This window comes from Sphingomonas sp. GW821-FHT04B01, assembly GCF_059420425.1.
This window is the reverse complement of record NZ_JBWKTR010000001.1, coordinates 969328-988732: the sequence shown is the minus strand read 5'-3', so window position 1 is coordinate 988732 and position 19405 is coordinate 969328. Positions and strand designations below refer to the sequence as shown.

Genomic DNA, 19405 nt, shown 5'->3' with positions numbered 1-19405 from the left:
ATCGATAGACCGGGATCGTGAGGCTCGGTCCGTTACCGCATGGACACCGTCACCCCGGCCTTGCGCCGGGGTCCACCGGGCCGCAAGCGTCACGGCTGCCCTTCCTGTCATTCTCCTCGCCGCAGGGTGGGCCCCGGAACAAGTCCGGGGTGACGGGGTGGGCTTGGCTCCCTTGCAACCAATCCAGTATGGCCTCGCTCAAGAGCATGCATGTGGTTTTTAGAATTTCGGGTTTGCAGCGCCCGCCACTCCGCATTACCTCTCGGGCAACGAAATGGCAGTGGAAGCGACATGGCTCTCGATCCCGAAACCTTCGATGCGCTGATCGACACCGTGCGGCGGTTCGTCGCCGAACGGCTCCGCCCGCTCGAGGCGGAGGTCGAGGCGGCGGACGCGATCCCCGAGGCGGTGGTCGCCGAGATGAAGGACATGGGCCTGTTCGGCCTGTCGATCGCCGAGGATTATGGCGGGCTCGGCCTCAACATGGTCGAGGAATGCCGCGTCGCGATCGAGATGGGGCGGACGACGCCCGCCTTCCGCTCGGCGTTCGGCACCAACGTCGGCATCGGCAGCCAGGGACTGGTGATGGCGGGCAGCGCCGAACAGAAGGCCGAATGGCTGCCCAAGATCGCCAGCGGCGAGATCGTCACCAGCTTCGCGCTCACCGAACCCGATGTCGGCAGCGATTCGGGATCGGTGAAGACCCGCGCGGTCCGCGACGGCGACGTCTACCGGCTATCCGGGACGAAGCGCTACATCACCAATGCCGATCGTGCGCAGCTGTTCACCGTGATGGCGCGCACCGGTGAGGAGAAGGGCGGCCGCGGCGTCTCCGCCTTTCTCGTGCCGAAAGACCTGCCGGGGATCACGATCGGCGAGCCCGAGAAGAAGATGGGGCAGAAGGGCGCCAAGGTCGCCGACGTGCATTTCGACGACGTCCCCGTCCCCGCCGCCAACCGGCTCGGCGCCGAGGGCGAGGGCTTCAAGATCGCGATGCGCGTGCTCGACCGCGGCCGGCTGCATATCAGCGCGGTCTGCGTCGGCGTCGCCGAGCGACTGATCGCCGACAGCGTCGCTTATGCCGGCAGCCGCACGCAATTCGGTCAGCCGATCGCCAGCCACCAGCTGATCCAGGGCATGATCGCCGATATGAAGACCGAGGCTTTGGTCGCGCGGGCGATGGTGATGGAGACCGCGGCGGCGAAGGATCGCGGCGACGATGTCGTCCTCGAATCGGCGGCGGCGAAATATTTCGCCAGCGAGATGGTCGGCCGCGTCGCCGACAAGGCGGTGCAGATTTATGGCGGCGCCGGCTATATCGCCGATTACGGGATCGAGCGGCTGTATCGCGACGTGCGCCTGTTCCGCATCTACGAAGGCACCAGCCAGATCCAGCAGGTCATCATTGCCCGCGAGACGATCAAGCGCGGCGGGTGAGGTTTGTGAGGCGGCACGGCGCCCTCCCCTCCATCGTCATCCCCGCGCAGGCGGGGATCCAGACGCGCGGTCCCTGCTTGAGCCGGGCCGTCAGCGTTTATGGATCCCCGCCTGCGCGGGGATGACAGAGGCCCGGGCTGGGCAGACACAATCATCGTCACCTCAAAGCGGGGACGATCCATTTGGGAGAGAGACATATGGACACCAACACCCTGTTCCGACTCGACGGCCGGGTCGCGCTGGTCACCGGCGGCAGCCGCGGTATCGGCAAGATGATCGCGGCGGGCTTCGTCGCGCAGGGCGCCAAAGTCTATATCTCGTCGCGCAAGGCCGACATATGCGAGGCGGCGGCCGACGAGCTCGGGCCGAATTGCATCGCGCTGCCGCAGGACGTCAGCACCGTCGCCGGCTGCAAGGCACTCGCCTCGCAGCTCGCCGAGCGCGAGAAGCGGCTCGACATCCTCGTCAACAATGCCGGCGCGGCCTGGGGCGTGCCGTTCGAGGACTTCTCCGAGGCCGGCTGGGACAAGGTGATGGACCTCAACGTCAAATCCCCCTTCTTCCTGACCCAGGCGCTGCACGGGCTGCTCAAGGCGGCGGGATCGCGGACGCGGCCCGCCAAGGTCATCAACATCACCTCGATCGACGGCCAGCGGCTCAATGCGTGGGAGACGTACAGCTATCATGCGTCGAAGTCGGCGCTGATCTTCCTCACCAAGCGGATGGCGGCGCGGCTGGTGCGCGACGGCATCAACGTCACTTCGATCGCACCCGGCGCCTTTCCGAGCGACATGAACAAAGCCGCCCGCGACCATGGCGACGCGATCGCGCGCGGCATCCCCGCGGGCCGGATCGGGGTGGACGAGGATATGGCGGGCGCGGCGATCTATCTCGCCAGCCGCGCGGGCGATTATGTGGTGGGCGAGACGATTACCGTCGACGGCGGGCTGGTCCATGCCGCGCTGGGGACTAGCATCGACGCCTAGGCGCGACCAACGCGCCACCCTCACCCTCCCGGCGCTTCGCGCCTCCTTCCCTCTCCCGGCGGGAGAGGGAAAAGACGCCGAAGGCGGCGAAGGGTGAGGCCGAGCCGCACCCCGCCCCGCGATTAGCGCGCGATGCCGCCCGCGGCGAGCACCGCCAGCGTTACCAGCTCGCTCGCGGTCGAGGTCATCGGCGCGATCTGCACCGGTTTCTCCATGCCGATCAGCATCGGCCCGATGACGCTGTCGCCACCCAGTTCGCGCAGCAATTTGGCGGAGATATGCGCGGATTGCAGGCCGGGCATGATGAGGATGTTCGCCGGACCCGACAGGCGCGCGAACGGATAATTGGCGAGCTGGCGCGGGTTGAGCGCGACGTCGGGCGGCATCTCGCCTTCATATTCGAAGCCGACGTTGCGGCCGTCGAGCACCGACACCGCCTCGCGGATATTGTCGACCCACGCGCCCTTCGGATTGCCGAAGGTCGAATAGCTCAGCATCGCGACGCGCGGTTCGTGGCCCATGCGGCGCGCGACCTGCGCGGTCTGTTCGGCGAAATCGGCGAGCTGTTCGCCGGTCGGCCGCTCGTTGACCGTCGTGTCGGCGATGAAAACGGTGTGGCTCTGGCCGACGAGGACGTGGATACCGAACGGGGTGCGGCCCGCCTCGGGATCGATCACGCGCTTCACCTGCCGCATCGATTCGGCCCAGGTGCGGGTGATGCCGGTGATCATCACGTCGGCCTCGCCCAATTGCAGCAAGGCCGCACCGAAGACGTTGCGATCCTGGTTGATCATCCGCTCGACGTCGCGGCGCAGATAGCCGCGGCGCTGGAGCCGGCTGTAGACGAAGTCGACCATCTTCGGGACGAGCGGCGAATGGCGGCTGTTGTGGACCTCATACTCCTGCGGATTGGCGACGCCGAGCGCCTTCAACCGGTCGTAGACGTCGTCGCGGCCGACCAGCACCGGCGTGCCATAGCCGCCTTCCTTGAACGAGATGGCGGCGCGCAGCACCACCTCTTCCTCGCCCTCGGCGAACAGCACGCGCTTCGGCCGCGCCCGCGCGCCCTCATAAGCAAGGCTGAGCACCGAGGTGGTCGGGTTCAGCCGCGCGCGCAGCGTCTGGCGATAGGCGTCCATGTCGAGGATCGGCTTGATCGCCACGCCCGAATCCATCGCCGCCTTGGCCACCGCCGACGGCACCAGCTCCATCAGCCGCGGATCGAACGGCGACGGGATGATATATTCGGGGCCGAAGCTGTGCTGCACGCCATAAGCGACCGCCACTTCCTCGGGCACGCGCTGGCGGGCGAGCTCGGCGATCGCATTGGCGGCGGCGATCTTCATCGCATCGTTGATGCCGGTGGCGCGCACGTCGAGCGCGCCGCGGAAGATGAAGGGGAAGCAGATCACGTTGTTGACCTGGTTCGGATAGTCCGACCGGCCGGTGGCGACGATCGCATCTGGGCGCGCGGCCTTGGCGAGCTCGGGGCGGATCTCGGGCTCGGGATTGGCCATGGCGAAGATGATCGGCGACGGCGCCATATGCTCGACCATCTCGGGCTTGAGCGCGCCCGCGGCGGACAGGCCGAGGAACACGTCCGCGCCCTCCAGCGCCTCGGTCAGCGTGCGCTTAGTCGTATTGGCCGCATGCGCCGACTGCCACTGGTTCACGTCGTCGCGACCCTGATAGATGACGCCGGTCTTGTCGCACATGATGACGTTGTCGTGGCGCACGCCCATCGCCTTCATCAGCTCGGTGCAGGCGATCGCCGCCGCGCCCGCGCCGTTGACGACGAGCTTGACGTCGGCGAGGCGGCGGCCGGTCAGCAGGCAGGCGTTGATGAGCCCCGCCGAGGCGATGATCGCGGTGCCGTGCTGGTCGTCATGGAAAACCGGGATGTTCATCCGCTCGCGCAGCGTCTGCTCGATGATGAAACATTCGGGCGCCTTGATATCCTCGAGGTTGATGCCGCCGAAGGTCGGCTCCATCAGCTCGACCGCGTCGATGAAGCGGTTGACGTCCTCGGTCTTCAGCTCGATGTCGATCGAGTCGACGTCGGCGAAGCGCTTGAAGAGCACCGCCTTGCCTTCCATCACCGGCTTGGACGCGAGCGCGCCGAGATTGCCCATGCCGAGGATCGCGGTGCCGTTCGAGATGACGGCGACGAGATTGCCCTTGGCGGTATAGTCATAGGCCATCGCGGGATCGTCGGCGATCGCCTGCACCGGCACCGCGACGCCGGGCGAATAGGCGAGCGCGAGGTCGCGCTGCGTCGCCATCGGCTTGGACGCGATGATCTCGATCTTGCCGGGCCGTCCCTCGGAATGGAACAGGAGCGCCTCGCGCTCGGAGAATTGGACGGACGCTTCGTCGGACATGGGACCTCGCTGACGGGCTGACGCTACGGCTCTTGACCGGTTCGGGCCGGGCTTTCAACCCGCGGCGGTAGGGGTTATGTTGCTGGCATGACGCCCGAGGCACAGATACCGCCCCGTAATGCGCGCCGACCGACGCGCGACGACTTCGTTCGGGCGAAGGCAGGCTATGCGTCCGGATACGGCGTCGATCATGTCGTGGTCGGCGAATGGCTGCGAACCTGGGGGGAGCCGGGCCAGGTGCCCTTCGCGGAATGGCTTGCGCAGCAGGATGGCTAGCGTCATCTGGCGCCAAGAGGCGCTCGATGAGCTTGATGCGATCATTGTCTACATCAAAGGTTTCGATCCGAGCGCTGCCGTGAGAACCGGTGGCCGTCTGATCGCTCTCGGACAAAGCCTGGTTGATTTTCCTCGACGGGGACGACCGATGGGCAACGGCCTACGGGAGCTGACCTCGGTACCGCCGTATATCATTCGCTATCACGTCGTGGACGAGGCCGTTCACATCCTTTCCGTCCGCCACGGCGCCCGTCTTCTGGATTGACCCTTCCCCGATGACCACCCCCACCCCGATGATGGCGCAATATCTCGCGCTGAAGGCCGAGGCGGAGGATTGCCTCCTCTTCTATCGCATGGGCGATTTCTTCGAGCTCTTCTTCGACGACGCGCGCATCGCCAGCGGCGTGCTCGACATCGCGCTGACCTCGCGCGGCGAGCATGACGGCGAGAAGATCCCGATGTGCGGCGTGCCGGTCCATGCCGCCACCGCCTACCTCCAACGCCTCATCAAGGCGGGGCATCGCGTCGCGATCGCCGAACAGACCGAGACGCCCGCCGAGGCCAAGGCGCGCGGCGGCTATAAGGCGCTGGTATCGCGCGGCATCGTCCGCGTCGTCACCGCCGGCACGCTGACCGAGGAAGCGCTGCTCGATGCGCGCAGCGACAATTGGTGCGTTGCGATCGGCGAGGCGGCGGGCGCGGTGGCGCTCGCCGCCGCCGACGTCTCGACCGGGCGGTTCGAGGTGATCGACTGTTCCATCGACGCGCTCGGTGCCGAGTTGGCGCGGCTCGGCGCGGCGGAAGTGGTGGCGTCCGACGCCTCGGACCAGGCCGCCGCCGCGACGACGCTGCGGCCGAAGCAGACGTTCGACAGCGGCAGCGGCGAGACGCGGCTGAAGGCGCTGTTCGGCGTCGCGACGCTCGACGGCTTCGGCCAGTTCAGCCGCGCGGGGCTGGCGGCGGCGGGCGGGCTGATCGCCTATCTGGAACATACCGCCAAGGGCGCCCTGCCCTTCCTGCGCCCGCCGCGGCTCAGCCAGGCCGCCGAGACGATGGCGATCGACGCGGCGACGCGCGACAGCCTCGAACTGACCTGCACCACCGGCGGCCAGCGCAAGGGCAGCCTGCTCGACTGTATCGACCGCACGGTGACGGGCGCCGGCGCGCGGCTGCTGGCGAGCGATCTCGGCGCGCCGCTGATGGACAAAGCGGCGATCGACGCGCGGCTCGATCTCGTCCAGCATTTCCATGACGCCACCGGCCAGCGCGAACAGGTCCGTGCGGCGTTGCGGGCGCTGCCCGATATTGGCCGGGCGCTCGGGCGGCTGGCGGCGGGACGCGGGTCGCCGCGCGATCTGGGGCAGCTTCGCGACGGGCTCGACGGGGCGTGGCATCTCGGCGAGCGGCTGGCGCAGATCGATGCGCCGCTCGCGCTGCTCGATCGCGTCGCGCCGCGACTGCGCGGCCATGGCGCGCTGATCGACCTGCTCAAGCGCGCGCTCGTCCCCTCGCCGCCGATCGAGGCGAGCGACGGCGGTTATATCGCCGCGGGCTATGACGTCGCGCTCGACGAATTGCGCGACACCGGCGCCGGCGGCCGTCGCGCCATCGCCGCGCTGGAGGCCGAGATGAAGGCGGCGACCGGCATCGCCACGCTGAAGATCCGCCACAACAACGTGCTCGGCTATCACGTCGAGGTGCCGGCGCGATCCGCCGATCCGCTGATGAAGCCCGACAGCGGCTTCACCCATCGCCAGACGCTGGCGGGCGTCGTTCGCTTCAACACGCCGGCGCTGCACGAGGTCGCCGCGCGCGTGTCGCAGGCGGGGGCGCATGCGCTCGCCGCCGAGGCCGCGCATCTCGAGGAGCTGACCGCCGCCGCGCTCGCGCATCGGGAGGCGATCGCCGCCACCGCCGACGCGCTCGCCCGGATCGACGTCGCCGCGGCGCTCGCCGAGCGGGCGGCGGAGGGGCAATGGGCGCGGCCGGCGCTCGCCGACCATCCCTGTTTCGACGTCGTCGGCGGACGGCATCCGGTGGTCGAGGCGGCGGTGGCGAAATCGGGCGACCGGTTCGTCGCCAACGACTGTACGCTCACCCCCGATTCGCGGCTGTGGCTGGTGACGGGGCCGAACATGGGCGGCAAGTCGACCTTCCTGCGCCAGAATGCGCTGATCGCGGTGCTCGCGCAGACCGGCAGCTACGTTCCCGCCACGAAGGCGACGCTCGGCATGGTCGACCGGCTGTTCAGCCGCGTCGGCGCGTCGGACAATCTCGCGCGGGGTCGTTCGACCTTCATGGTCGAGATGGTCGAGACCGCGGCGATCCTCGCGCAGGCGACGCCCAACAGCTTCGTCATCCTCGACGAGGTCGGCCGCGGCACCTCGACCTATGACGGGCTCGCCATCGCCTGGGCGGTGGTCGAGGCGATCCACGAGGACAATCGCTGCCGCTGCCTGTTCGCAACGCATTACCACGAGCTGACCCGGCTGGCGGAACGCTGCGAGGCGCTGACGCTGCACCACGTCCGCGCGCGCGAGTGGAAGGGCGAGCTGGTGCTGCTCCACGAGCTGAGCACCGGGCCGGCGGACCGGAGCTACGGGTTGGCGGTGGCGCGGCTCGCGGGAATGCCGCCGGCGACGGTGGCGCGCGCCAAGGCGGTGCTGGCGAAGCTGGAGGCGGGCCGGGCGAAGACCGGCGGGCTGGCGGCGGGGCTCGACGACCTGCCGCTGTTCGCCGCGGCGCAGGTGGCGGAGGAGGAGACGTGCGACGCGATCCGCGCCGAGGTCGAGTCGCTCGACGTCGATGCGCTGACCCCGCGCGAGGCGCTCGATACGCTGTACCGGCTGAAGGCGTTGGCGCGGGAGGGGTGACGCAAAGTCCTCCCCCGCAAGGGGGAGGGCGCGCCGCGAAGCGGTGACGGAGGGGGAGGACAGGGCGGGAGTTTCGCAATCCGGGCTCCCACCCTGTCCTCCCCTCCATTATTCGGCTTGCGCCGAACGGTCCCCCCCCCTTGCGGGGGAGGACTCAGCACCTCTCTCCAAACCCCATGTCCCCTTAACCCTCGCGCGGTTATACCCCGCCGCCATGCAGCGCCGTTTCGACCACCTTCCCAACCGCCGCGCGATCGTCGATCGCCGCGCGCTCGCCGAACAGATCGCCGCGATCGACGCGACCGGCATCGCCCTGCGCACCCAAGCCACCGCGATCCTCAAGGAGGCGCTCGCCGAGGGTCGCGCCGAGATCCAGCGGCGGCTCGCCACGCATCCGTCGCGCGGGCTGGAGGCTTCGAACGCGCAGGCGTATCTCACCGACCAGTTGTTGCGCGTGCTGTTCGACCTCGCGACGCAGCGGCTCCACCCGCTCCACAACCCGACCGCGGGCGAACGGCTGACGCTGATCGCGGTCGGCGGTTACGGCCGCGCCGAGATGGCGCCCTTCTCCGACGTCGACATCGGCTTCCTCACCCCCGGCAAGCAGACGCCCTGGGCCGAGCAGGTCATCGAATCGATGCTCTATGCGCTCTGGGACCTCGCGCTGAAGATCGGTCATTCCAGCCGCTCGCTCGACGAGATGGTGCGGCAGGCGAAGGGCGACGTGACGATCCGCACCGCCTTGCTCGAAGCGCGCTACGTCACCGGCGACGTGGCACTCTACGACGAGGCGGCGAAACGCTTCAAGGCGGAGGTGCAGCACGGCACGGAGCGCCAGTTCATCGCCGACAAGCTTGCCGAGCGCGACGCGCGCCACCGCAAGATGGGCGACACGCGCTATGTCGTCGAACCCAACGTCAAGGAGGGCAAGGGCGGCCTGCGCGACCTCCACACCTTGTTCTGGATCGGCAAATATATTCACGACGTGCAGCGCGGCGCCGATCTGGTCGAGGTCGGCCTGCTGACCAAGGCCGAATATCGCCTGTTCCACCGCGCCGACAATTTCCTCCAGGCGGTGCGCTGCCACCTGCACAGCGTCACCCGCCGCGCCGAGGATCGGCTGACCTTCGACGTCCAGCGCGAGATCGCGACGCGGATGCGCTTCTCCGACCGGCCCGGCAAACCGGCGGTCGAGCGCTTCATGCAATATTACTTCCTGCAGGCGAAGACGGTCGGCAACCTCACCGGCGTGTTCCTCGCGCATCTCGACGAGCGGTTCGCGGCGCGCGGGCGGCGGTTCGGGCTGCCGACGATCCGGCGGCGGCCGGACAAATTACATGGCTTCGTGCTCGATCGCGGCCGGCTCGCACTGCCGCGCGACGATTATTTCAGCGAAGATCCGGTGCGGCTGATCGAGATCTTCCAGCTGGCCGATCTGCACGGCGTCGAGATCCATCCGCTGGCGATGCGCGCCGCGGCGCGCGACGCCAAGCTCATCGCGCGCCATCGCCGCGATCCGCGCGCCAATGCCTTGTTCCTCGACGTGCTGACGTCTCCACGCGATCCCGAACTGGTGCTGCGCTGGATGAACGAGGCGGGGGTGTTCGGCCGCTTCGTGCCCGACTTCGGCCGCGTCGTCGCGCAGATGCAGTTCGACATGTACCACCATTATACGGTGGACGAGCATACGATCCGCGCGATCGGGCTGCTGGCGCGGATCGACAAGGGCGAACTCAAGGACGATCACCCGCTTGCCTCGGCGATCATCAAGCATATCGTGTCGCGGCGCGTGCTCTATGTCGCGGTGCTGCTGCACGATATCGCCAAGGGGCGCGACGGCGACCATTCGATCCTCGGCGCGGAGGTGGCGGAACGGCTCTGCCCGCGCTTCGGCCTGTCGCCCGCGGAGACCGAGACGGTGGCGTGGCTGGTGCGCTGGCACCTGCTGATGTCGGCGACCGCGTTCAAGCGCGACCTGTCGGACTTCAAGACGATCCTCGATTTCTGCGAGGTCGTGCAGAGCCCCGAACGGCTGCGGCTACTGCTGGTGCTGACCATCGTCGATATCCGCGCGGTCGGCCCCGGTACGTGGAACGGCTGGAAGCGCCAGTTGCTCGCCGACCTCTACGAGGGCGCCGAGGAGGTGCTGCGGCTCGGCCACAAGCAGCGCGGGCGCGCCGAGCGGATCGCGACGCGGCAGGAGACGCTGCAGGCGACGCTGGGCTGGGAACCGGCGCGGTTCGACGCCTTCGTGCGCCGCTTCCCCGAGGCCTATTGGATCGCCGAGCCCGACGACGTGCTCGCGCACAACGCACGCTTCATCGCGGCGGCCGGCGACGCGCAACTCTCGATCGACGCGCAGGTCTATGCGACGCGCGGCGCGACATTGGTGACGATCTACGCCGCCGACCATCCCGGCCTGTTCTACCGGATCGCCGGGGCGATCCACGTCGCGGGCGGCAACATCATCGACGCACGCATCCACACGACGCGCGACGGCATGGCGATCGACAATTTCCTCGTCCAGGATCCGTTCGGGCGGCCGTTCGACGATCTCGACCAGTTGAAACGGCTCAAGATGGCGATCGAGGATGCGCTGGCGAATCGCGGCAAGCTGACCGACCGGCTCGTCGCCAAGCCGGCGGCGCGTACGCGCGCGGATGCGTTCGAGATCGAGCCCAACGTGCTGATCGACAATCACGCCTCGAACCGTTTTACGGTGATCGAGGTCAATGCGCGTGATCGGCCGGCGCTGCTCAACCAGCTCGCGCAGGCGCTGTTCCAGTCGAAGGTGACGCTGCATTCGGCGCATGTCGCCACTTATGGCGAGCGCGCGGTCGACACCTTCTACGTCACCGACCTGACCGGCGACCGGATCACCGCGGCGGCGCGGCTGAAGACACTGGAACGCCGCCTGCGCACCGCCGCGAGCGGCGAAACCGTCGAGATGGCGGCGTAACCCTCCCCTCCCCGTTGCCTGCTGATTCCGCCGACAAACGCGCGCCGTTCGCCCTGAGCCTGTCGAAGGGCTTGAGTCTCAAGATGCTTCGACAGGCTCAGCACGAACGGATCGGTACAATCAGAAGCGCGCGCGGATCGTCGCGCCATAGGTCCGCGGCTCGGCGAGATATTGCGAGAAGAGCTGGCGGCCGCCGGGATATTGCGCGTCCTGGAATGCCGCATTGGCCGCGCCTTCCTGGAACGGCGAGTTGAACGCCACCTGCGCGTAATCGACGTTGGTCAGGTTCTGCCCCCAGAATTCGAGGCTGATCCGCTCGTCCGGCATGCGCAGCCCGATGCGGGCGTTGACGATCGCATAACCGTCCTGCGCCTTTTGCGGGAACAGGTCGGAGCCGGTGTTATAGTCGCTGGTCATGCGCGTATCGACGTAGAACAGCGCCGAATAGCCGCCGCCGAGCTGCGGCGTCCACGAGGCCGACGAGGTCGCGACGATGTCCGCCGAATTGGACAGCGTCCGCCCCGGCAGCAGGCGCAGCGCCTGGTCGAGCGGCGCGCCCGAGGAACTGCCGACGAGCTGGCTGCGATATTTGGTGTCGGTGACGGTGAGGCCGAGGCTGACGCGGAAGTCGCGTGCCGGGACCAGCGAGGCCTCCAGCTCGACGCCCTTGGCACGGACGCCGTAACCGACGTCGCCCGACGGGCAGACGCCGCTGCTGGTCGCCGCGGCATTGTAGTTGCTCGCCGCCGGGAATTTGCTCTGGTCGCGGTCGCCGCCGTTGAGGCTCGACGAACAGCCGTTGATGTTCTGCACGAGGAAGACCGTGCCGTTGAAGGTGTTCAGCTGGAAATTGCTGAAATCCTGGATGAACGCCGCCGCGGACAAGGTGAACGGGCCGGTGCCGTATTTTGCGCCGACTTCGTAGGAATTGACCGTCTCGGGCGCGAATTGCAGCGAGTTGGCGAGCGCCTGCGCGCCGCCGAGCTGGGCGAAGGTCTGCACCGGCTGCTTGAGCGCCGAACGATCGAGGTTGAAGCCGCCTGCCTTATAGCCGCGCGAATAGCTGCCGTAGAGCAGCAGATCGTCGATCGGCTTCCACGACAGGATCGCGGTGCCGGTGAACCGGTCTTCCTTGCGGCGACTGTTGATCGACACGCCGTTGAGCTCGGCGGTGTTGTTGCCCTGACAGGCGAGGCCGATGATTCCGGCGGCGGTCGGCGCCAGGGCGGGGTTCGCGAGCAGCGACCGCAGCGAGCTCTGGATCGCGGTGCAGCCGGTGTTGTCGTTGGTGAAGCTGGCGTCGAACTTCTTGCGTTCGTTGGTGTAGCGCGCGCCGAGCGTCAGATCGACGGTGTCGGTGACGTGGAAGATATTGTGGGTGAACAGCGCCCAGTTGCGGCTGTTCTGATTGTAGACGTCGCGGGTCGACCCCTTGTCGTTGATGCCGTCGAGCGTGGCGATCGCGTTGACGATGAGCGGCCCCGCGGCACCGAAGGGCGAGGCGACGCCGGGGACGCCGCCGCTGAGCACCGCGCGGCCCGTGGCGCTGAGACAGCCGGTGCTTCCCGGCGCGTAGAATTGCGCGAGCGCGCTGCCCGAAACGAGGCGGCAGGTGGCGAAGCGGCCGTACTGGCTGCCGAAGCGCAGGTTGTCGAGGACGCGCAGATCCTCGTTGGCGAAGAAGCCGCCGACCAACCAGTCGAGCTTGTCGGCGAACAGCGAACCGTTGAGCCGCAGTTCCTGCGTGAAGGTGCGGAAGCGGCGCGCGGAATTGCCGTTGGCGGCGCGATAGAGGATATCGACGCGGCTATAGTCGGTGTCCGAGCCCTGATCCGAATCGTAATCGCGGTACGCGGTGATCGAGGTCAGCTTGGTGGTGCCGATCGTCCAGTCGAGCTGGCCGGAGACGCCCCAGTCCTTGGTGATGCCAGCGAAGCTGCGGCCGGCGCTCACCGACACGTCGCGGCTGTAGCCGGGGCTGGTGACGAGGCCGAGCGGCTGGCCGAGGTCGCGGATGACGTTGACGATGTTGTTGCCGTTGGCGCCCGCCGCGAGGCCGGCGTTGACCGACGCGACGGGGTTGTTGAGGTTGCCCACCGCCTCGTTGACGCTGCGGTCGACATAGGTGGCGGCGCAGCATTTCTCGTCGCGATGCGTATAGTCGCCGATCAGGCGGAAGCGGACGTCGTTGCTCGGCTCGAACAGCAACTGGCCGCGGACGAAATAGCGGTTGCGATTGTTGACGTCGGTGTTGTTCGTATAGTCGCGGTAGAAGCCGTCGCGCTTGACGTAGACGCCGTCGACCCGCGCCGCGATCGTCTTGCTGAGCGGCAGGTTGAGATTGCCGGCGAAACGGTAGAAATCGTAATTGCCGTAGGTCGCCTCGGCACCGCCGCTGAAGCCTTGGAACGACGGCGCCTTGCTGATGATGCTGATCAGGCCGGCCGAGGAATTGCGGCCGCCGAGCGTGCCCTGCGGGCCGCGCAGCACCTCGACGCGATCGATCTCGCCGAGTTCGGTGAGGCCGATACCGGACCGCGAGCGGTAGACGCCATCGATGAACACCGCGACCGAACTTTCCAGGCCGGGATTGTCGCCCACCGTGCCGATGCCGCGGATGCGCGCCGAGCCGTTCGCCTCCGAGCCGGTCGACGACACCAGCAGCGACGGCGCGAGCTGGTTGAGCTGGCGGATGTCGCTGGCGCCGGAATTCTGCAGCGTCTCCGCGGTGATCGCCGAAACCGCGACCGGCACGTCGGCGAGCGCCTGGGCGCGGCCCTGGGCGGTGATGACGATATCGCCCTGATCGCCCTCGTCCTGCGCGACCGACCCCGCCGCGGTCGGCGAGGTCGTCTGGGTCGCCGGGCTCGACGGCTCGGGCGAATTGTTCTGCGCCATGACGGGCGAGGCAATCGCGATCGTCGCAGCCGACAGCAGATACGCAGTAAGGCGCATGGTCATCCTCTCCTGTTCCGATTTCGGTTTTCGAATATCGGGTTTTCTTTTGAGGCTAGGATCGCGCAGGCGTGAGCGTCTAGTAATTTGTCGCTGCCGTATGCATTTTCGAATGGACTGTCGCCCATACGCAACACCGGGCCCGTTGCCGGACCCGGTGTTCAAAAACCTGCCTGACGCTACGGAAAGCGCCGGATCGGCCGGAATTACTTGGGCGCGAGTACCATCAGCATCTGACGGCCTTCCATACGCGGATAGGCCTCGACCTTGGCGACCTCGGCGACCTGTTCGGCGACGCGCTGCAGCACCGCCATGCCGAGCTGGCCGTGGCTGAGCTCGCGACCGCGGAAGCGCATCGTGACCTTGACCTTGTCGCCTTCCTCGATGAACTCGACGACCTTCTTCATCTTGGTGTCGTAATCGTGGTCGTCGATGTTCGGACGCATTTTGATCTCCTTGATCTCCTGCGTCTTCTGGGACTTGCGGGCGAGGTTCGCCTTCTTCTGCGCCTCATACTTGAACTTGCCGACGTCGAGGAACTTGGCGACGGGCGGATCCGCGTTGGGCGACACCTCGACCAGATCCAGGCCGAGTTCCTGCGCCTGCGCCATCGCCTCGCGCGTGTACATCACGCCGAGATTCTCGCCCTCATGGTCGATCACGCGAACCTTGGGGCTGACGATCCACTCGTTGAAACGAGGGCCATTCATTGGCGGCGCCTGATTCGGTCGGCGCATCATGGGAGGACGTATGGGTATAGCTCCTGTGGTGGTTTGAATTAGATATAAGCTTTCCGGAGCGTTTGCGGAAGATGCCTGTGCAAGATGATGCATCATTGACGGCCGAAAGCCTCGGCCTCACGGCTTGGGACGCCGCCATCCCCTTCCCGCTGACCGATGCGCAATGTGCCGTGTTATGCCGAGGTCATCCCGTTCGCTGGCCCGGTAGCGCAGAGGACGCGATGCGACTCCCGGGCCGATACGAATTAGTCGACGGCTGGCTGATACTTAAGCGTTAGCGCAGATCGGGCGGGGTCGCCTCCTCGCGCAGCATGGCGACCACCTCGTCGACGGTCACGATCTGCTGCGCCTGGCTGCCGAGACGGCGGACGGCGAGCTTGCCTTCCTCCGCCTCGCGCTTGCCGACGACGAGCAGCACCGGGACCTTCGCCACCGAATGTTCGCGCACCTTGTAGTTGATCTTCTCGTTGCGCAGGTCGGTCTCGACGCGGATGCCCGCCTTGCGCAGCGTCGCCGCCACCTCCTCGGCATAGCCGTCCGCATCCGAGACGATCGTCGCGACCACCGCCTGCACCGGCGACAGCCAGAGCGGGAAGCGCCCGGCGTGATGCTCGATCAGGATACCGATGAACCGCTCGAACGTGCCGAGGATCGCGCGATGGAGCATGATCGGGCGGTGACGGTTGCCGTCCTCGCCGACGTAGCTGGCGTCGAGTCGCTCGGGCAGGACGGTGTCGGTCTGGATCGTGCCGACCTGCCACGTCCGACCGATCGCGTCGGTCAGGTGGAATTCGAGCTTGGGCGCGTAGAACGCCCCCTCGCCCGGCAGTTCCTCCCAGCCGTATTCAGGCGTGTCGCGGCCCGTCGCGGCGACCGCATCGCGCAGCGACTGTTCCGCCCAGTCCCACATTTCTTCCGAGCCGAACCGCTTCTCGGGGCGCAGCGCCAGCTTGATCGCATAAGAGTCGAAGCCGAGATGCTTGTAGACCGAATCGAGCAATTCGCAGAACTTGCGCACCTCGTCGACGAGCTGGTCCTCGCGTACGAAGATATGCGCGTCGTCCTGCGTGAACTGGCGGACGCGCATGATGCCGTGCAGCGCGCCGTGCGGCTCGTTGCGGTGGCAGCAGCCGAATTCGGCCATGCGGATCGGCAGGTCGCGATAGCTCTTGATCCCCTGTTTGAAGATCAGCACGTGCGCCGGGCAGTTCATCGGCTTGAGCGCCATCAGATCGCCCTCGCCCGACAGCACCGCGCCCTCATCCTCGGTATTGGGTACCTCGTCGGGGACGGCGAACATGTTCTCGCGATACTTGCCCCAGTGGCCGGATTGCTCCCACTGTTTGGCATCCATGAGCTGCGGCGTCTTCACCTCGGCATAATCGGCGGCGTCGAGCCGGCGGCGCATGTATGCCTCGAGCTGGCGCCACAGGATGAAGCCCTTGGGGTGCCAGAATACCGAACCCTGCGCTTCCGACTGGAGGTGGAACAGGTCCATCTCCTGGCCGATCTTGCGATGGTCGCGCTTCGCCGCCTCCTCCAGCATGAAGAGATGCTGGTCGAGCTGCTTCTTGTTGAGCCAGCCGGTGCCGTAGATACGGCTGAGCATCGCGTTCTTCTGGTCGCCGCGCCAATAGGCGCCCGACACGCGCGTCAGCTTGAAGGCTTGCGGATCGAGCTTGCCGGTCGAGGCCATGTGCGGCCCGCGGCACATGTCGAGCCATGCGCCCTGACGATAGATCGTCAGTTCCTCGTTGTCGGGCAGTTCGGCGGCCCATTCGGCCTTGAACGTCTCGCCCTGCTGCGTCCAGGTCTCGATCAGCTGCTCGCGCGTCCACACTTCGCGCGTGAACGGCTCGTTCCGCGCGATGATGCGGCGCATCTCCGCCTCGATCGCGGGCAGGTCCTCCTCGGTGAACGGGCGGTCCTTGGGGGCGAAGTCGTAATAGAAACCATCGTCGGTCGCCGGGCCGAAGGTGATCTGCGTGCCGGGGAACAGATGCTGCACCGCCTCGGCCATGACGTGCGCGAGATCGTGGCGGACGAGTTCGAGCGCATCGGCCTCGTCCTTCGCGGTGACCAGCGCCAGCTGCGTGTCGCCCTCGAACGGCCGGTTGAGATCGCGCACCTGACCGTCGATCCGCGCGGCCAGCGCCGCCTTGGCGAGGCCGGGACCGATCGCGGCGGCGACGTCCGCCGGGGTAGTCCCGGGCGCAACCTCGCGGACGGAACCGTCGGGCAGCGTGATACGGAACATGGCGGACATGATGGACTTTCAGGTTGGTTGAGGAAGCCGCGAATAAAGCGGCGCAGGGTATATAGGCAAGCGTTGCCGTAATTCCTCCCCGGCACGGGGAGGTGGCACCGCGAAGCGGTGACGGAGGGGGGGGCTCCACAAGCGCAGCATCCGCGGCGAGCCCCCTCCACCACTCGGCTGCGCCGAGCGGTCCCCCTCCCCGTACCGGGGAGGATTTAGGCGATGCCGAACGGCACCACGCAATTGGTCTGCGTATGACCGATCTCCGCCCGGCCGAGATACGGCACGCCGAGATCCCCGCACCAGCGCCGGATCATATATTCCAGCGTATCGCCCCATTCGGGTTCGTTGGGCTGCACCGCGGTCACCGCGCCGAGGCGGACGCCGGCGATCCCCTTGAGCTGCGTCGCATGGCCCATGTGGAACAGCAGCCGGTCGATATTGTACATCGGCTCCGACACTTCCTCGATCATCAGGACATGGTCGGTGAGGTCGGGCAGCCAGGGCGTGCCGATCAGCGCGCCGAGGATCGACAGGTTGAACGCCGCCGCCGGCCGGCCGTCGAGCCCCGGCTCCAGCCCCTGCCGGTCGCCGCGCGCCAGCCAGCCGAGCGACCGCGCGACCGTCTGGTCCCCGCCCTTGCGGCGGATGTCGCTCGCCATCGGGCCGTGGCAGGGCCGGCCGATCCGCCGCGCATAGAGCGCGCCGAGCAGGAACCCCATGTCGGAATAGCCGAGATAGCTCTTGTGCCGTGCCGCGGGGCCGAGCTGCGGCATCACTAGCGGCAGGATGCGGTTCGAGCCATAGCCGCCGCGCAGGAACCAGATCGCATCGAAGCCGGGATCGTTGGCGAATTCGAGAAAGGCCGATGCGCGCCGCGCGTCGTCGCCGGCGAAATGGCCCGCGGTCTCCCAGCATTGCGGATGGACGACCAGATCGACCTCGGGATAGGCCAGCGCGGCGAAGGCGATGAACGGCGCCTCGGCATCCTTGTTGCCGATGCTCGCCGGCGCCACCACCCCTATCCGCATCGTCCCGTCGCTCCGCCTCGCCGCAGAGCCTTGCCCCTGCGCGGCCGCGTCGATAGCGCAGCGTCATGGCGAACGGCAATCTTTCCGGCCCGGTAGCGGGCAAGCGCTTCTTCCTCGTCGGCATCGGCGGATCGGGGATGATGCCGTTGGCGACGATCCTGTCGGGGCGCGGCGCGATCGTCGCCGGTTCCGACCGCGGGCTCGACCAGGGGCGCGTGCCCGCCAAGTTCGACGCGTTGCGCGCACGCGGCATCGCGCTGTTCCCGCAGGACGGCAGCGGCGTGGTGTCCGCCGAGCAGATCGTCGTCGCCTCCGCCGCGGTCGAGGACAGCGTCGCCGACATCGTCGCGGCGACGCGGCTCGGCTGCATGCGGGCGAGCCGCGCCGAACTGCTCAGCACCCTGTTCAACCAGAGCGCACTGCCGATCGGCGTCGCCGGGACCAGCGGCAAGTCGACCGTCACCGGCATGATCGGCTGGATCCTCCACGCTGCCGGCCGTGATCCGACGGTGATGAACGGCGCGGTGATGAAGAATTTCGCGCATCCGCAAGCGCCCTTCGCCAGCGCGCTGGTCGGCGACGGCGAGCCCTTCGTCAGCGAGGTCGACGAGAGCGACGGCTCGATCGCGCAATATCGCCCGCGCATCGCAGTGCTCAACAACGTCAGCCTCGACCACAAGGAGCTGGAGGAATTGCGCAGCCTGTTCGCCGGCTTCATCGCCAAGGCGGAGACGGCGATCGTCAACCTCAACAATGACGAGGCGGCGGCGCTCGCCGCGGCGCTGCCGCCGACGCATGTCGCGACCTTCGGCCTCGACCGCGACGCCGATTTCGCCGCGCGCAACATCGTCGAGGCGCCATTTGCGGCGCGCTTCGACCTGATCGCCGCGGGCAATGCGGCGATCCCGGTGCGGCTGCAGGTGCCGGGGCGGCACAACGTCTCCAACGCGCTTGCGGCGATCGCCGCCACGGTCGCCGCGGGCGTGCCGCTCGCCGTCGCGGTCGATGCCATCGGCGGATTCACCGGGCTGCGCCGCCGTTTCGACCTCGTCGGCGAGGCGGCCGGCGTCGCGGTGATCGACGATTTCGGTCACAACCCCGACAAGATCGCCGCGACGATCGACACGCTGCACGCCTTTCCCGGCCGGCTGCTGCTGCTGTTCCAGCCGCACGGCTATGGCCCGCTCAAGGTGATGCGCCGCGAATTGGTCGAGACGCTCGGCCAGAAGCTGGCGTCCGACGACGTGCTGGTACTGCCCGACCCGGTCTATCACGGCGGCACCGTCGCACGCGAGGTGACCAGCGCGGACATCGTCGCCGACCTCACCGCCGCCGGCCGCGACGCGCGCCACGTCGCCGATCGCGCGGCGGCGGCGGCGATGCTGGTCGCCGAGGCGCGCGAAGGCGACCGGATCGTCGTGATGGGCGCGCGCGACGACACGCTGAGCCTGCTCGCCGCCGAGATGCTGGAGTCGCTGCGCGCGCGGGGCTAGACTGGCGGCAGGAGGTA

Annotated in this window: 12 protein-coding genes; 7 read left to right on the top strand and 5 right to left on the bottom strand. The window is 67.7% G+C overall.

Annotated features, from left to right (window positions below):
* Nucleotides 1–291 precede the first annotated feature (291 nt).
* Complete coding sequence (locus AC07UH_RS04765; protein WP_495179178.1) at nucleotides 292–1437, top strand: acyl-CoA dehydrogenase family protein; 1146 nt, start codon at nucleotides 292–294, stop codon at nucleotides 1435–1437.
* A gap of 197 nt (nucleotides 1438–1634) precedes the next feature.
* Nucleotides 1635–2423, top strand: a complete 789-nt coding sequence (locus tag AC07UH_RS04760) for an SDR family oxidoreductase (RefSeq protein ID WP_495179179.1) — start codon at nucleotides 1635–1637, stop codon at nucleotides 2421–2423.
* Between the two features lie 122 nt (nucleotides 2424–2545).
* On the opposite strand, the gene AC07UH_RS04755 is transcribed toward AC07UH_RS04760, so the two are convergent.
* On the bottom strand, nucleotides 2546–4804 hold the full coding sequence (locus tag AC07UH_RS04755) for an NADP-dependent malic enzyme (RefSeq protein ID WP_137899347.1): 2259 nt from the start codon (nucleotides 4802–4804) through the stop codon (nucleotides 2546–2548).
* Between the two features lie 87 nt (nucleotides 4805–4891).
* Between AC07UH_RS04755 and AC07UH_RS04750 the strand changes: the two genes are divergently transcribed.
* The 4 genes from AC07UH_RS04750 to AC07UH_RS04735 all read left to right on the top strand — a co-directional run bounded on the left by AC07UH_RS04750 (nucleotide 4892) and on the right by AC07UH_RS04735 (nucleotide 10912).
* Nucleotides 4892–5080: a hypothetical protein gene (locus tag AC07UH_RS04750; protein WP_038662940.1), complete on the top strand. Its 189-nt coding sequence runs from the start codon at nucleotides 4892–4894 to the stop codon at nucleotides 5078–5080.
* Nucleotides 5073–5345, top strand: a complete 273-nt coding sequence (locus AC07UH_RS04745) for a type II toxin-antitoxin system RelE/ParE family toxin (RefSeq protein WP_495179180.1) — start codon at nucleotides 5073–5075, stop codon at nucleotides 5343–5345. The genes AC07UH_RS04750 and AC07UH_RS04745 overlap by 8 nt, the downstream gene beginning before the upstream one ends.
* A 28-nt stretch (nucleotides 5346–5373) precedes the next feature.
* The gene (gene mutS / locus AC07UH_RS04740; RefSeq protein ID WP_495179788.1) at nucleotides 5374–7953 is read left to right on the top strand and encodes a DNA mismatch repair protein MutS; all 2580 of its coding nucleotides are present in this window, start codon (nucleotides 5374–5376) and stop codon (nucleotides 7951–7953) included.
* Nucleotides 7954–8167: 214 nt separating this feature from the next.
* Nucleotides 8168–10912 carry a [protein-PII] uridylyltransferase gene (locus AC07UH_RS04735; protein ID WP_495179181.1) on the top strand — a complete coding sequence of 915 codons (2745 nt, stop codon included), beginning with the start codon at nucleotides 8168–8170 and terminating at the stop codon, nucleotides 10910–10912.
* Between the two features lie 120 nt (nucleotides 10913–11032).
* Here AC07UH_RS04735 and AC07UH_RS04730 read toward each other — a convergent pair whose 3' ends face one another.
* The 4 genes from AC07UH_RS04730 to AC07UH_RS04715 form a co-directional block, all read right to left on the bottom strand.
* Nucleotides 11033–13867 (bottom strand): TonB-dependent receptor, encoded by a 2835-nt coding sequence (locus tag AC07UH_RS04730; protein WP_495179182.1) that lies wholly within the window; start codon nucleotides 13865–13867, stop codon nucleotides 11033–11035.
* Nucleotides 13868–14073: 206 nt separating this feature from the next.
* Nucleotides 14074–14607, bottom strand: coding sequence for a translation initiation factor IF-3 (gene infC, locus AC07UH_RS04725; RefSeq protein WP_037534495.1), 534 nt, complete (start codon nucleotides 14605–14607; stop codon nucleotides 14074–14076).
* A 274-nt stretch (nucleotides 14608–14881) separates the two neighbouring features.
* Nucleotides 14882–16873 carry a threonine--tRNA ligase gene (gene thrS, locus AC07UH_RS04720; protein ID WP_495179183.1) on the bottom strand — a complete coding sequence of 664 codons (1992 nt, stop codon included), beginning with the start codon at nucleotides 16871–16873 and terminating at the stop codon, nucleotides 14882–14884.
* A gap of 206 nt (nucleotides 16874–17079) precedes the next feature.
* The gene (locus tag AC07UH_RS04715; protein WP_495179184.1) at nucleotides 17080–17895 is read right to left on the bottom strand and encodes an LD-carboxypeptidase; all 816 of its coding nucleotides are present in this window, start codon (nucleotides 17893–17895) and stop codon (nucleotides 17080–17082) included.
* Between the two features lie 65 nt (nucleotides 17896–17960).
* Between AC07UH_RS04715 and AC07UH_RS04710 the strand changes: the two genes are divergently transcribed.
* Nucleotides 17961–19388: a Mur ligase family protein gene (locus AC07UH_RS04710; RefSeq protein ID WP_495179185.1), complete on the top strand. Its 1428-nt coding sequence runs from the start codon at nucleotides 17961–17963 to the stop codon at nucleotides 19386–19388.
* The last annotated feature ends 17 nt before the right edge of the window (nucleotides 19389–19405 follow it).